The sequence below is a fragment of the Streptomyces sp. NPDC052020 genome (assembly GCF_040680575.1).
GTDB lineage: Bacteria > Actinomycetota > Actinomycetes > Streptomycetales > Streptomycetaceae > Streptomyces.
The window spans coordinates 145,034-158,641 of sequence record NZ_JBFAWY010000012.1; the positions used below are offsets into that span (position 1 = coordinate 145,034).

The window sequence follows — 13,608 nt, forward strand, 5'->3', positions numbered from 1 at the left end:
CACGGGCCGGGCTCCGGGGTGGGCCGGCCGCTCACTCCACCGTCACCGACTTCGCCAGGTTCCGGGGCTGGTCCACCTCGTTCCCGCGCGCCGTCGCCAGCTCGCAGGCGAAGACCTGGAGCGGCACGGTCGTCACCAGCGGCTGGAGCAGGGTCGGCGTGGCGGGGACGCGCACCAGGTGGTCGGCGTAGGGGACGACCGTCTCGTCGCCCTCCTCGGCGATGACGATGGTGCGCGCGCCGCGCGCCCGGATCTCCTGGATGTTGGACGCGATCTTGTCGTGGAGGACGGAGCGGCCGCGCGGCGAGGGCACCACGACCACCACCGGCAGGTCCTCCTCGATCAGCGCGATCGGCCCGTGCTTCAGCTCGCCCGCCGCGAAGCCCTCGGCGTGCATGTAGGCGAGCTCCTTGAGCTTGAGCGCGCCTTCCAGCGCCACCGGATAGCCCACGTGCCGCCCCAGGAAGAGCACGGTGTCCTTGCCGGCGAGGGAGCGCGCGAGCTCCCGCACGGGCTCCATGGTCTCCAGGACCCGCTCCACCGCGCCGCCGATCCGCGCCAGGTCCCGGATGACGGCCAGGATCTCGTCGCCCCACTTGGTGCCCCGCACCTGGCCCAGGTAGAGCGCGACCAGGTAGCACGCCACCAGCTGCGTCAGGAACGCCTTGGTCGAGGCGACCGCGACCTCCGGTCCCGCGTGGGTGTACAGCACCGCGTCCGACTCGCGCGGGATGGTCGAGCCGTTGGTGTTGCAGATCGCCAGCACCTTGGAGCCCTGCTCGCGGGCGTGGCGCAGGGCCATCAGGGTGTCCATGGTCTCGCCGGACTGGGAGATGGCGATGACCAGCGTCTGCTGGTCCAGGATGGGGTCCCGGTAGCGGAACTCGCTGGCGAGCTCGACCTCGCAGGGGATCCGCGTCCAGTGCTCGATGGCGTACTTCGCGATCAGCCCGGCGTGGAAGGCCGTGCCGCAGGCGACGATGACGACCTTGTCCATCTCGCGCAGCTCGGCGGCGGAGATCCGCACCTCGTCCAGCGTCAGGGAGCCCGACGCGTCGATGCGGCCCAGCAGCGTGTCGGCGACCGCCCTGGGCTGCTCGGCGATCTCCTTGAGCATGAAGGAGGCGTAGCCGCCCTTCTCGGCGGCGGAGGCGTCCCAGTCGACGTGGTAGGCGCGCACCTCGGCCGGGCCGCCGTCGAAGTCCGTGACGGTCACGCCGTCCCGGCACAGTTCGACGACCTGGTCCTGGCCCAGCTCGATCGCGTCCCGGGTGTGGGCGATGAACGCGGCGACGTCGGAGGCGAGGAAGGACTCGCCCTCCCCCACGCCGACCACGAGCGGCGAGTTGCGGCGCGCGCCCACGACCACGCCGGGCTCGTCGGCGTGCGCGGCCACCAGCGTGAACGCGCCCTCCAGCCGCCGGCACACCAGCCGCATCGCCTCGGCCAGGTCGGCGCAGGAGGAGAACTCCTCGGCGAGCAGATGGGCGACGACCTCGGTGTCGGTCTCGGAGGTCAGCTCGTGCCCGCGCCCGGCCAGCTCGGCCCGGAGCGCGGCGAAGTTCTCGATGATGCCGTTGTGGACGACGGCGACCCGGCCCGCGTTGTCCAGGTGCGGGTGGGCGTTGGCGTCGGTGGGGCCGCCGTGGGTGGCCCAGCGGGTGTGGCCGATGCCGGTCGTGCCGATGGGAAGGGGCCGTTCGGCCAGCTCCTTCTCCAGGTTGACGAGCTTGCCCGCGCGCTTGGCGGTGGCGAGCTGGCCGTCCGCGAGCACGGCGACGCCCGCCGAGTCGTAGCCCCGGTACTCCAGCCGCTTCAGCCCGGCCATCACGACATCGAGCGCCGGCCGCGTCCCCACGTATCCCACGATTCCGCACATGGGCGGCAGCCTACGGCGGGCTCGCGCGCCGAACCCGGCTTCGCGTGCCCGAAATCGGAAATTCCCACCGGTGTACGAGGCGCCGGCGGGAACGGGGCCGCCGGACGTGCCCCACCGGACGTGACCCACCCCACCTGACGCCCCCCGCGAACTCCGTTAACAATGGACTGTGATCTCTCCGGCCTCCTCGATGCCCCGGAGCGCCCACCGGCACAGGCCGGAGGCGACTCCCTACGTCGACCTCACCCGCGCCGAGTGGAGCGCGCTGCGTGACAAGACGCCGCTGCCGCTGACCGCCGAGGAGGTCGAGAAACTGCGCGGCCTCGGTGACGTCATCGACCTGGACGAGGTGCGGGACATCTACCTCCCGCTGTCCCGGCTGCTCAACCTCTACGTCGGCGCCACGGACGGCCTGCGCGGCGCGCTCAACACCTTCCTCGGCGAACAGGGCTCCCAGTCCGGCACCCCGTTCGTCATAGGGGTCGCGGGCTCCGTCGCCGTCGGCAAGTCCACCGTGGCCCGCCTCCTGCAAGCCCTGCTGCGGCGCTGGCCCGAGCACCCGCGCGTCGAGCTGGTGACCACGGACGGCTTCCTGCTGCCCACCAAGGAGCTCCAGGCGCGCGGCCTGATGTCGCGGAAGGGTTTCCCCGAGTCCTACGACCGCCGGGCGCTGACCCGCTTCGTCGCCGACATCAAGGCCGGCAAGGAGGAGGTGACCGCCCCCGTCTACTCCCACCTCATCTACGACATCGTCCCCGGCGAGAGACTCGTCGTGCGCCGCCCCGACATCCTCATCGTCGAGGGCCTCAACGTCCTCCAGCCCGCGCTGCCCGGCAAGGACGGCCGCACCCGGGTCGGCCTCGCCGACTACTTCGACTTCAGCGTGTACGTCGACGCCCGCCCCGAGGACATCGAGCGCTGGTACCTCAGCCGCTTCAGGAAGCTGCGCCAGACCGCCTTCCAGAACCCCTCGTCGTACTTCCGCAAGTACACCCAGGTGTCGGAGGAGGAGGCGCTGGACTACGCCCGCACCACCTGGCGGACCATCAACAAGCCCAACCTCATCGAGAACGTGGCCCCGACCCGCGGCCGGGCCACCCTGGTCCTGCGCAAGGGACCGGACCACAAGGTGCAACGGCTGAGCCTGCGCAAACTGTGACCGTTACGCTGCCGCCATGCTGCATGTGCGCCTGATCTGCCCGGCCGACCGGACCGACGAGGTGGTCCGCGTGATCGAGCGGACGGTCGGCACCACGCATCTGGTCGTCCTTCCGGGCGCCGCCCGCAGCCCCGCCGGGGACGTGGTGCTGTGCGACGTGGCCCGCGAGGCGGGCGACGAACTCATCGGCGAACTGCGGGCGCTGGGCCTGGACCGTACGGGCTCGATCGCCGTGGAGAACATCGGCCTGTCGTTGTCGCGGCGGGCCGAGAAGGCCGAGGAGGAGGCACCGGGCGAGGCCGCGGACGCGGTCCTGTGGGAGCACCTCGCGGACGCCACGCACGAGGAGTCGACGCTCTCCATCACCTACGTCGCCTTCCTCACCCTCGCCACGATGATCGCGGCCTGCGGTGTGGTGCTGGACAACGCCATCCTGATCGTGGGCGCGATGGCGGTCGGCCCGGAGTTCGGTCCGCTGGCCGGCTTCTGCACGGCCCTGGTGCGGCGGGCCTCCCGCCTGGCACTGCGGTCGCTGATCGCGCTGGTGGTGGGCTTCGCGGTGGCGATGGCGGTGACGGTCGCCTTCAGCTGGTTCATGGACGCCGTCGGCCTGTTCACCGAGGCGAAACTGGAGGGCGAGCGGCCGCAGACCGGCTTCGTCTACGCCCCCGACTGGTTCTCCTTCGTGGTGGCGGTCCTCGCCGGCATGGCGGGCACCCTCTCCCTGACCTCCGCGAAGTCCGGCGCCCTGGTCGGCGTCGCCATCTCCGTCACCACGGTCCCGGCCGCCGCCAACGCGGCCGTCGCCCTCTTCTACGGCGACATGGGGCAGACGGTGCACTCCACCGAGCAGCTCCTGCTGAACCTGCTCGGCATCGTCCTCGCCGGGACGCTGACGCTGCTCGCCCAGAAGGCCCTCTGGGCGAGCCAGCGCCCGCGCATGACCAAGCCGGACCAGCCGTATTAGAAGGGCTCAGCCCAGCGCCGACTTCACCGCGTCGGCCAGCCGCCCGGCCACCGTCCGCGCCTGCTCGATGTCGGCTGCCTCGACCATCACCCGCACCAGCGGCTCGGTGCCGGAGGGACGCAGCAACACCCGACCGGTGGAGCCCAGTTCGCGCTCGGCCTCGGCCACCGCGGCGGCCAGCTCCGCGGAGGTGCCCACCCGGGACTTGTCGACGTCCGGCACGTTGATGAGCACCTGCGGCAGCCGCTCCATGACGGACGCGAGGTCCTGGAGCGTACGGCCGCTCTCGGCGACCCGCGCCGCCAGCAGCAGGCCGGTCAGCGTGCCGTCGCCGGTCGTGGCGTGGTCCAGGACGATGACGTGCCCGGACTGCTCGCCGCCGAGGGCGAAGCCCTTGTCCTTCATCTCCTCCAGGACGTACCGGTCGCCGACCGCGGTCTGCACCAGCCGGATGCCCTCGCGCTCCATGGCCAGCTTGAAGCCCAGGTTGGACATGACGGTGGCGACGACGGTGTCGGCGCGCAGGGCGGAACGCTCCCGCATCGCCAGCGCCAGCACGGCGAGGATCTGGTCGCCGTCCACCTCGCTGCCGGTGTGGTCCACGGCCAGGCAGCGGTCGGCGTCACCGTCGTGCGCGATGCCGAGGTCGGCGCCGTGCTCCACGACGGCGGCCTTCAGCAGGCTCAGGTGGGTCGAACCGCAGCCGTCGTTGATGTTGAGCCCGTCCGGCTCGGCACCGATCGTGATCACCTCGGCGCCGGCCCGCGCGAACGCCTCCGGCGAGACCCGGGCGGCCGCGCCGTGCGCCTCGTCCAGGACGATCTTCAGCCCGTCCAGCCGGTTGGGAAGGGCGCCGACGAGATGGGCGACGTACTGGTCGAACCCCTCGGCGTACTCCCGCACCCGGCCCACTCCGGCACCGGTCGGGCGGTCCCAGGGAGCACCGGTGCGGTGCTCCTCGTACACGGCCTCGATCCGGTCCTCCAGCTCGTCGGCGAGCTTGTGGCCGCCGCGGGCGAAGAACTTGACGCCGTTGTCCGGCATGGCGTTGTGGCTGGCGGAGAGCATCACGCCGAGGTCGGCGCCGAGCGCGCCGGTCAGGTACGCCACCGCGGGCGTCGGCAGCACGCCGACCCGCAGCACGTCCACACCGGCGCTGGCCAGGCCCGCGACCACGGCGGCCTCCAGGAACTCCCCGGACGCGCGCGGGTCCCGCCCGACCACCGCGGTCGGCCGGTGTCCCTCGAACGTGCCCGCCTCGGCCAGTACGTGCGCCGCGGCGACGGAGAGGCCGAGCGCCATCTCGGCCGTCAGGTCCGCGTTGGCGACACCGCGCACGCCGTCCGTGCCGAAGAGTCGTCCCACTTGTCCTCCTGAGGAAGCATCAGTTCCGGAAGGCCGTGCCGGTGCGGCCCACGCACGCGCCCTCCGCATCCCAGGCAGGCGATGTCACCGCCCTGCCCGGCCATCCGATCGCACAAGCCCATGAGCGCTTTGTGCCGTTATACGCCCACCGGCCGTGATAGACGAACGCCCCGGCAGCACTGTGGCGTGCCGCCGGGGCGTTCGGAGTACGAGCAGGCGACTGAGATTAGCGCTTGCTGTACTGCGGAGCCTTGCGGGCCTTCTTCAGACCGGCCTTCTTCCGCTCGACCGCGCGGTCGTCGCGGCGCAGGAAGCCGGCCTTCTTCAGGGGACCGCGGTTGTTGTCGACGTCGGCCTCGTTCAGGGCGCGGGCGACACCGAGACGGAGCGCACCGGCCTGACCGGAGACACCGCCGCCCGCGATGCGGGCGATGACGTCGTAACGGCCCTCGAGCTCGAGCACCTTGAAGGGCTCGTTGACTTCCTGCTGGTGCACCTTGTTCGGGAAGTAGTCCTCGAGGGTGCGGCCGTTGATCTTCCACTTGCCGGTGCCCGGGACGATCCGGACACGGGCGATGGCGTTCTTGCGACGGCCCAGGCCGGCGGCCGGCTGGGGCTCGCCGAAGCGGGAGGCCAGGGACTCCGAGGTGTACTCGCCCTCGACGGGGACCTCGGACTCGGTGGTGTAGCTGTCGATGTCAAGCTCTTCGAGCGGCTGCTCGGCAGTGGTCTCGGCCACGATTCTCCTCAGATTCTCTTCAGTCTTAGGGGGTGGCCGGACTTACTGCGCGACCTGGGTGATCTCGAACGGCACCGGCTGCTGGGCAGCGTGCGGGTGCTGGTCGCCCGAGTAGACCTTCAGCTTCGAGAGCATCTGACGGCCCAGGGTGTTCTTGGGAAGCATGCCCTTGACGGCCTTCTCGACGGCCTTCTCGGGGTTCTTGGCCAGCAGCTCGTCGTAGCGGACGGAGCGCAGACCACCCGGGTAGCCGGAGTGGCGGTAGGCCATCTTCTGGGTCCGCTTGTTGCCGGACAGGTGCACCTTGTCGGCGTTGATGATGATGACGAAGTCACCAGCGTCGACGTGCGGCGCGTAGATCGGCTTGTGCTTGCCCCGCAGGAGCGTGGCGGCGGTGGAGGCGAGACGGCCCAGGACAACGTCCTGAGCGTCGATGACGTGCCACTGGCGCGTCACATCGCCGGGCTTGGGGCTGTACGTACGCACGGTTCGTAGCCTTCGCTTCTTCAGTGAATGGTCCTGACAAGGTCACCGAAGACGATCACGACAGCCTAGACCGCACAGCGGTGACGCAAGCCGCGTGCCTGGTCGCTGGTCATCGGCCCGGTGGACCGGTGTAAGGGCCCCTCACGTGAGAATGAGCAAGCCAATACACATAACGAAAGTGCAGGATACCTGCGGCGCGGCGGCCGGGTCAAAACGGGGCTGTCGGCACCCGCACCGGCCGGTCGGCTCCTCCAGTGTAGGCGGCTCCCTCCCCTCGCGGCCCCCTCCCGCCGCGGCCCCGCACCGCCTGGTGCGCCACCGTCCAGGCCAGCACGCACAGGGTCACCGCGTCCTTGAACGCCCGGCGCCGCCCCGTCTCCAGAAACGGCCAGGTCAGACCGGGCAGCTGCGGCACCAGGGCGAGCCAGAACCAGGGCCGCCGGGCCACCGACCCCTCGTAGGGCAGCCCGGCCAGCAGCAGCGGCAGCACGACCAGGAGGTAGTGGTCGTAGGAGGGCCGGGAGACCAGGAACGCCGAGAGCATCAGACCGGCGGCGGTCTCCGCGAGCCGCAGCGGGCCGGGCCCGGCGCGGCGCCAGCGCCGGTACGCGCACCCCGCCCCGAGGACCGCCGCGAGCGCCGCGATCCCCTCGGCGAGCGGGCCCGGCACCCCCAGACGCGGCAGCACGGCCGCCGGAGAGGCTTCGTAGAGCCGTACGAAGCCGTCGTCGCCGTGGAGCAGGAACGGCAGGGTGCGGGTGAGGAAGCCGGCCGGGTCCGGCATGAGCAGCGCCGCCCCCGCCGACGCCAGCGCGGGCACCAGGACCACCGCCCCGAGGGCACGGCCGCGCCCGGCGAAGAGGAACAGCAGCGCCAGCGGCGCCAGCAGCGGCTTGAGCGCGATGGCGGCGCCGACGACCGCGCCCGCCGCCGCCCACCGGCCCCGGCCCGCCAGGAGCAGGCACAGCGGCAGCGCCACCGCGGCGGTCACCGTCCAGTTGCCCAGCCGCACCAGATGCCCGAACGGCGCGAACCCGGCCGCCAGCCCGATCAGGCCCAGGACGGCGAACCGGCTGCCCAGGGCGACCCGGTGCAGCCGCAGGGCGCAGGCCCAGCCCAGCACCAGCAGGCCGGTCACCGCGGCCGGCACCAGCACCCGCAGCACCGCTCCGGGCAGCAGGGCCTGCGGCACGGCGGCCAGGACCGCGCTCGGGAGATACAGGAAGTGGGGGTCGTCGTACGGATCGCCGCCGGCCAGCCAGGTCCGGGCGGCCCGGACGACGATCGCGTTGTCCATGCCCCCGTCCGGGGTCGCGCGTGCCGCGTGCGCCGCGAGCGCGCCCAGCACCACCGCGAGCGCCGCCCACAGGTACCGACCCGCCGGTCGCACCAACCACCCGGAGATGTCGCTTTTGCCCGTCCGCATGGGAGGAACGCTAGGGGCTCCGGGCCCCGTGGCAGCGGACCAGCGCGGACCAGCGTGCCCCCTGTCCCGTCTAAGATGCGCCCCATGAGCTTTGGGCAGGGGGGACCCGACTCCCGGTGGGATCCCTGGACACCGCACTCTCAGCAGTCACAGCAGCCCCTGGCGGGAGGCGGCGACACCCCGGACTGGGCGGCGCTCGCCGAGGCGTCCGAGGCCCGCGCCAAGCGACGCCGCCTGCTGTTCATCGGCGGTGGCGCGCTGGCCACCGTGGCCGTCGCGGCGGCCGTCGCCGTGGCCGTGGTCTCCGCCGGCGGATCCGGCAAGAGCGCGGACCCCACCGGCGGGCCCTCGACCGCCGACATCCCGAGCGAGTCGGCCTCGGCCCCGTCCTTCGCCCCGACCACCGCCCCGCCGCCCCTGAACCCCAAGGACTTCATCTCCAGCGCGAAGAAGGACACCGCGCCGCTCGGCCCGGAGATCCTCTTCCCCGGCACGCAGCTCACCATGGGCGAGACGGTGTACAAGAAGGGCCCGACCGCCGACACCCGCGCCTGCGCCTCCGCCGCCCAGAAGACCCTGCCGGCGGTCCTCACCGGCAACGGCTGCACCCGCCTGATGCGGGTCACCTACACCAGGGACGACGTCGCCGTGACGGTCGGCGTGGCCGTCTTCGACACGGCGGCCCAGGCGGCCAGGACCAGGAGCCAGGCCGACAAGAAGAGCATCGTCAGCCCCCTGACCGGCGACGGCGTGCAGCCGTTCTGCACCGGCGCCATCTGCCGCTCCACGACCAACGCCTACGGCCGCTACGCCTACTTCACCATCTCCGGCTTCACCACCGGCAAGGACGTGACGACCAAGGACACCCGGGTCTTCCGGGCCGGTGACGACCTGGCCGAGTTCGCCTTCCGCCAGATCCGGCGCCGGGGCGAGGCCCAGGCGTCGGCCGCCGCGGCGGTCGGATAGCCCGCCGCGGCCTGCCCGCCGCCGCTCAGCAGCACCCGGCGGCGGGCAGCGACCGCTTCCGCCGCGCCTGTAGGTTCCGCGCCGCCAGCAGCTCGTCCGCCGGGTAGCCGACCTCCTCCAGGGTCAGCCCGTGCGGCCGTACGACATGCACGGCCGAGTCGCGTACGCCCGCGGCCAGCACCTTGGCGGGCCACTCGGGCGGCCGGTGGCCGTCGCCGACGAACAGCAGCGCCCCGATCAGCGAGCGCACCATGTTGTGGCAGAACGCGTCGGCCCGCACGGTGGCCGTGATGACCCCGTCCGCACCGCGCACCAGGCTGAGCTCCTGGAGCCGGCGGATGGTGGTGGCGCCCTCCCGCCGCTTGCAGTAGGCGGCGAAGTCGTGCTCGCCCAGCAGCCCCCGCGCGGCCTCGTTCATGGCGTCGACGTCCAGCGGCCAGTCGTGCCACAGGACGTGCCCGCGCAGCAGCGGGTCCACCCCGCCCGGGTTGTCGGTGACCCGGTAGGCGTACCGGCGCCAGATCGCGGAGAACCGGGCGTTGAACCCGGCGGGCGCCTCGGTGAGCGACCACACCCGCACGTCCTTGGGCAGCCGCCCGGCCAGCCGCTTGAGCAGCTTGTCCTTTTGCTCGGCCCACAGCTCCCCGGGCAGGTCGACGTGGGCCACCTGACCCCGCGCGTGCACCCCCGCGTCCGTACGCCCGGCCACGGTCAGCTCGTACGTCGTGTCCCTGGTCCGCGTGACCGTGCGCAGCGCGTCCTCGATCTCGCCCTGCACGGTCCGCTTGCCGCCGGCCTGCTTGGCCCAGCCGTGGAAGTCGGTGCCGTCGTAGGACAGGTCGAGGCGGATGCGGACGTGTCCGGGCTGTACTTCGTCACTCACATGCAGATCCTCTCAGGTACGCGAAAGCGGGCCCGCCCCGCGAAGGGCGGACCCGCTCAGCGCGAGGCGGTGCCTCAGGCGTCCTTGGCCTCCTCGGCCGGAGCCTCGGCGGCCTCGTCGGCCTTGGTCTCCTCGACCTTGGCCTCCTCGGCCTCCTTGACCGCGCGCTTCGTCGCGGCCTCGGCCTCACCGGTCGCCTGCTGCGCCACCGTCAGCGCCTCGACCAGCTCGATGACGGCCATGGGCGCGTTGTCACCACGGCGGTTGCCGATCTTGGTGATACGGGTGTAGCCACCCGGACGGTTCTCGTACCGCGGGCCGATCTCGGTGAAGAGCGTGTGGACGATGCTCTTGTCCGTGATGACCTGGAGCACCTGACGGCGGTTGTGAAGGTCGCCCTTCTTCGCCTTGGTGATCAGACGCTCGGCGTACGGCCGCAGACGGCGGGCCTTCGCCTCGGTGGTGGTGATACGGCCGTGCTCGAAGAGCGACTTCGCGAGGTTCGCGAGCATCAGCTTCTCGTGCGCGGCGCTGCCGCCCAGACGGGCACCCTTGGTGGGCTTCGGCATCGTGTCTCTCCTAGGTGTCTGCCCCGGCCGTGTCAGGTACCGGGGTCAGTATCCGAGCAGGCGGTCGCCTGTCGGAGATCCGGGGCAGCCCCGAAGGGGCGCCCCGGAAGGGGCGCGGGGCGGTGTCGAGGTGCGACTCCGTCGCGTGAGCGCGACAAGCCACAGCGCACCCGCACCCGACTACGGACCGATAGGTCCGAGCTCTTAGTACTGCTCGGTCTCGACGAATCCGGCGTCCGCGTCGTCGTCGGCGCCGAAGGCGTCGGCGGCGGCGGTCGGGTCGAATCCGGGCGGGCTGTCCTTCAGGGCCAGGCCCATGCCGGCCAGCTTCGCCTTGACCTCGTCGATCGACTTCGCACCGAAGTTGCGGATGTCGAGCAGGTCGGCCTCGGAGCGGGCGACGAGCTCACCCACGGAGTGGATGCCCTCGCGCTTGAGGCAGTTGTAGGAGCGGACCGTGAGCTCCAGCTCCTCGATCGGCAGCGCCAGGTCGGCGGCGAGCGCGGCGTCCGTCGGGGACGGGCCCATGTCGATGCCCTCGGCGTCGACGTTCAGCTCGCGGGCCAGACCGAACAGCTCGACCAGCGTCTTGCCGGCCGACGCCATGGCGTCGCGCGGACGCATGGCCTGCTTGGTCTCGACGTCGACGATCAGCTTGTCGAAGTCGGTGCGCTGCTCGACACGGGTCGCCTCGACCTTGTAGGTGACCTTGAGCACCGGCGAGTAGATGGAGTCGACCGGGATACGGCCGATCTCCTGGCCCACCTGCTTGTTCTGCACGGCGGAGACGTAGCCGCGACCGCGCTCGACGGTCAGCTCCATCTCCAGCTTGCCCTTGCCGTTGAGCGTGGCGAGGACGAGGTCGGGGTTGTGCACCTCGACACCGGCCGGCGGCGCGATGTCGGCGGCGGTGACCAGACCCGGACCCTGCTTGCGCAGGTACATCACCACGGGCTCGTCGTGCTCGCTCGACACGACCAGCTGCTTGATGTTGAGGATCAGGTCGGTGACGTCCTCCTTGACGCCCGGCACGGTGGTGAACTCGTGCAGGACACCGTCGATCCGGATGCTGGTGACGGCGGCACCGGGGATCGACGACAGGAGGGTGCGGCGGAGGGAGTTGCCGAGGGTGTAGCCGAAGCCCGGCTCCAGCGGCTCGATCACGAACCGGGAGCGGAACTCGTCGACGACCTCTTCGGTCAACGAGGGACGCTGAGCGATCAGCATGTGGGGATCAGATCCTTCAGTCGGGGGCGCCCGCTATATGACGCCCGACTCAGCCGCACCCGGGAGAGTGCGGGTAGTGCAAGGGTACGGGCGGCACGGCCCTTTTACGGAGCCGTACCGCCCGGAACCAGCCCTGTGAGGCAGCCGTGCGTCAGACGCGGCGGCGCTTCGGCGGACGGCAGCCGTTGTGCGGGGTCGGGGTGACGTCCTGGATGGAGCCGACCTCGAGACCGGTCGCCTGGAGCGAGCGGATGGCGGTCTCACGACCGGAACCCGGGCCCTTGACGAACACGTCGACCTTGCGCATGCCGTGCTCCTGGGCGCGGCGGGCAGCCGACTCGGCGGCCATCTGCGCGGCGAACGGCGTGGACTTCCGCGAGCCCTTGAAGCCGACGTGGCCGGCGGAGGCCCAGGAGATCACGTTGCCGGACGGGTCCGTGATCGACACGATCGTGTTGTTGAACGTGCTCTTGATGTGCGCGTGGCCGTGAGCGACGTTCTTCTTTTCCTTGCGGCGCACCTTCTTGGCAGCGCCCTGACGTCCCTTGGGGGGCATCTCTAACTCCTACGGAGGTGGTCGGTCCTACAGCGAAGACCGTGGACAGGCGTCCGCTGCGGACTACTTCTTGCCCGGCTTCTTCTTGCCGGCGATGGCGCGACGCGGGCCCTTGCGGGTGCGGGCGTTGGTGCTGGTGCGCTGGCCGCGGACGGGCAGACCGCGGCGGTGCCGCAGACCCTGGTACGTGCCGATCTCGACCTTGCGGCGGATGTCGGCCTGGATCTCGCGACGGAGGTCACCCTCGGTCTTGATGTTGTTGTCGACGTACTCGCGGATCGCGACGAGCTGCTCTTCGGTCAGGTCGCGAACGCGGGTGTTCGGGTCGACGCCGGTCGCCGCCAGCGTCTGCTGCGAAAGGGTCCGGCCGATGCCGAACACGTAGGTGAGGGCGATCTCCACGCGCTTGTCGCGCGGGATGTCAACACCGGAAACGCGTGCCATTCAATGGCTCCTGGTGATCTTCGGAGGTCTTCCACAGAGCCGGTTCCCGGCCGCCGTATCAGGTACGAACCGGGTCCCCGGCCTCCGAACCGGGGGTGTCAAGCCGCGGCTGCGGCTTGGGCTCTGCGTATGAACATATTCAGCTCGCGTCGCGCGAATCTCTGCGATAGCGGTGCAGAGGGTGCGGTCGGTCGTGCGTCAGCCCTGGCGCTGCTTGTGGCGCGGGTTCTCGCAGATGACCATGACCCGACCGTGGCGGCGGATCACCCTGCACTTGTCGCAGATCTTCTTGACGCTCGGCTTGACCTTCATGGGATGTGAGGTTCTCCGGGTCAGTTGCCGGCGGCCCCACGCCGAGGCGCGAGGCGTGGGCAAGATCTACTTGTACCGGTAGACGATCCGGCCACGCGTCAGGTCGTACGGAGACAGCTCCACCACGACCCGGTCGTCAGGGAGGATGCGGATGTAGTGCATACGCATCTTGCCGCTGATGTGTGCCAGGACCTGGTGGCCGTTCTGGAGCTCGACCTTGAACATGGCGTTCGGAAGAGACTCGACGACAGTGCCCTCGATCTCGATGGCACCTTGCTTCTTGGCCACGCTTCGCCCTTCGAATCGACTACCTTGATCGACTCCGGGATGCACCACTTCGAGCGCATGCAGGCATGCGGGTGCACTAGAGCCGACGAGTCAGTCTACGTCAGCACACCCGGAAAGGCGAAACGAGGAAGTCTGCCCCATGGCGGAGGTCATCATGCGAGGGGGTCGGGGGCCGCGGTGACGCCGTACCCGGCGAGCTTCGCCTTGCCGCCGTCCGGCGCCGTCAGGACCAGCGGGCCCTGCTCCGTCAGGGCCACGGAGTGCTCCCAGTGGGAGGACCAGGTGCCGTCGGTGGTGACCACCGTCCAGTCGACCCATCCCTGACGCCGCTCTCGCGGGCTC

Annotated in this window: 15 protein-coding genes and 1 pseudogene; 3 read left to right on the top strand and 13 right to left on the bottom strand. The window is 71.0% G+C overall.

Annotation, left to right across the window (positions count from 1 at the left end; translation table 11 throughout):
- Positions 1-31: 31 nt before the first annotated feature.
- Positions 32-1,879, bottom strand: coding sequence for a glutamine--fructose-6-phosphate transaminase (isomerizing) (gene glmS, locus AB0L74_RS15415; protein ID WP_365651043.1), 1,848 nt, complete (start codon positions 1,877-1,879; stop codon positions 32-34).
- A 190-nt stretch (positions 1,880-2,069) separates the two neighbouring features.
- Between glmS and coaA the strand changes: the two genes are divergently transcribed.
- Both coaA and AB0L74_RS15425 read left to right on the top strand, forming a co-directional pair.
- Entirely contained in the window at positions 2,070-3,038 is a 969-nt protein-coding gene (gene coaA, locus AB0L74_RS15420; protein WP_365651212.1) for a type I pantothenate kinase, read from the top strand.
- 16 nt (positions 3,039-3,054) lie between these two features.
- Entirely contained in the window at positions 3,055-4,005 is a 951-nt protein-coding gene (locus AB0L74_RS15425; RefSeq protein WP_365651046.1) for a DUF389 domain-containing protein, read from the top strand.
- 6 nt (positions 4,006-4,011) lie between these two features.
- Here the strand turns inward: AB0L74_RS15425 and glmM are convergent, their stop codons facing one another.
- The 4 genes from glmM to AB0L74_RS15445 form a co-directional block, all read right to left on the bottom strand.
- A complete protein-coding gene (glmM, locus tag AB0L74_RS15430) occupies positions 4,012-5,370 on the bottom strand; it encodes a phosphoglucosamine mutase (protein WP_365651050.1) in 1,359 nt (452 codons plus the stop codon).
- A 226-nt stretch (positions 5,371-5,596) separates the two neighbouring features.
- On the bottom strand, positions 5,597-6,109 hold the full coding sequence (gene rpsI / locus AB0L74_RS15435; RefSeq protein ID WP_003998795.1) for a 30S ribosomal protein S9: 513 nt from the start codon (positions 6,107-6,109) through the stop codon (positions 5,597-5,599).
- A gap of 42 nt (positions 6,110-6,151) precedes the next feature.
- Positions 6,152-6,595 (bottom strand): 50S ribosomal protein L13, encoded by a 444-nt coding sequence (gene rplM / locus AB0L74_RS15440; protein ID WP_365651054.1) that lies wholly within the window; start codon positions 6,593-6,595, stop codon positions 6,152-6,154.
- 208 nt (positions 6,596-6,803) lie between these two features.
- Positions 6,804-8,021, bottom strand: coding sequence for a glycosyltransferase 87 family protein (locus AB0L74_RS15445; protein ID WP_365651057.1), 1,218 nt, complete (start codon positions 8,019-8,021; stop codon positions 6,804-6,806).
- Between the two features lie 84 nt (positions 8,022-8,105).
- Here AB0L74_RS15445 and AB0L74_RS15450 point away from each other — a divergent pair, with 84 nt between their 5' ends.
- Complete coding sequence (locus tag AB0L74_RS15450) at positions 8,106-8,987, top strand: hypothetical protein (protein ID WP_365651060.1); 882 nt, start codon at positions 8,106-8,108, stop codon at positions 8,985-8,987.
- A 25-nt stretch (positions 8,988-9,012) separates the two neighbouring features.
- On the opposite strand, the gene truA is transcribed toward AB0L74_RS15450, so the two are convergent.
- The 8 genes and pseudogenes from truA to AB0L74_RS15490 form a co-directional block, all read right to left on the bottom strand.
- Complete coding sequence (truA, locus tag AB0L74_RS15455) at positions 9,013-9,870, bottom strand: tRNA pseudouridine(38-40) synthase TruA (protein ID WP_365651063.1); 858 nt, start codon at positions 9,868-9,870, stop codon at positions 9,013-9,015.
- A 74-nt stretch (positions 9,871-9,944) separates the two neighbouring features.
- The gene (rplQ, locus tag AB0L74_RS15460) at positions 9,945-10,439 is read right to left on the bottom strand and encodes a 50S ribosomal protein L17 (RefSeq protein ID WP_365651066.1); all 495 of its coding nucleotides are present in this window, start codon (positions 10,437-10,439) and stop codon (positions 9,945-9,947) included.
- Positions 10,440-10,643: 204 nt separating this feature from the next.
- Positions 10,644-11,666, bottom strand: a complete 1,023-nt coding sequence (locus AB0L74_RS15465) for a DNA-directed RNA polymerase subunit alpha (protein ID WP_009715858.1) — start codon at positions 11,664-11,666, stop codon at positions 10,644-10,646.
- 151 nt (positions 11,667-11,817) lie between these two features.
- Positions 11,818-12,222 (bottom strand): 30S ribosomal protein S11, encoded by a 405-nt coding sequence (gene rpsK, locus AB0L74_RS15470; protein WP_003956432.1) that lies wholly within the window; start codon positions 12,220-12,222, stop codon positions 11,818-11,820.
- A 63-nt stretch (positions 12,223-12,285) separates the two neighbouring features.
- Positions 12,286-12,666 carry a 30S ribosomal protein S13 gene (gene rpsM, locus AB0L74_RS15475; protein WP_019526959.1) on the bottom strand — a complete coding sequence of 127 codons (381 nt, stop codon included), beginning with the start codon at positions 12,664-12,666 and terminating at the stop codon, positions 12,286-12,288.
- 198 nt (positions 12,667-12,864) lie between these two features.
- Complete coding sequence (gene rpmJ, locus AB0L74_RS15480) at positions 12,865-12,978, bottom strand: 50S ribosomal protein L36 (RefSeq protein WP_003998809.1); 114 nt, start codon at positions 12,976-12,978, stop codon at positions 12,865-12,867.
- 66 nt (positions 12,979-13,044) lie between these two features.
- Positions 13,045-13,266 (bottom strand): translation initiation factor IF-1, encoded by a 222-nt coding sequence (infA, locus tag AB0L74_RS15485; RefSeq protein ID WP_003948620.1) that lies wholly within the window; start codon positions 13,264-13,266, stop codon positions 13,045-13,047.
- A 152-nt stretch (positions 13,267-13,418) separates the two neighbouring features.
- Positions 13,419-13,577, bottom strand: a pseudogene (locus AB0L74_RS15490) (type I methionyl aminopeptidase); the annotation flags it as partial.
- Positions 13,578-13,608: the final 31 nt, after the last annotated feature.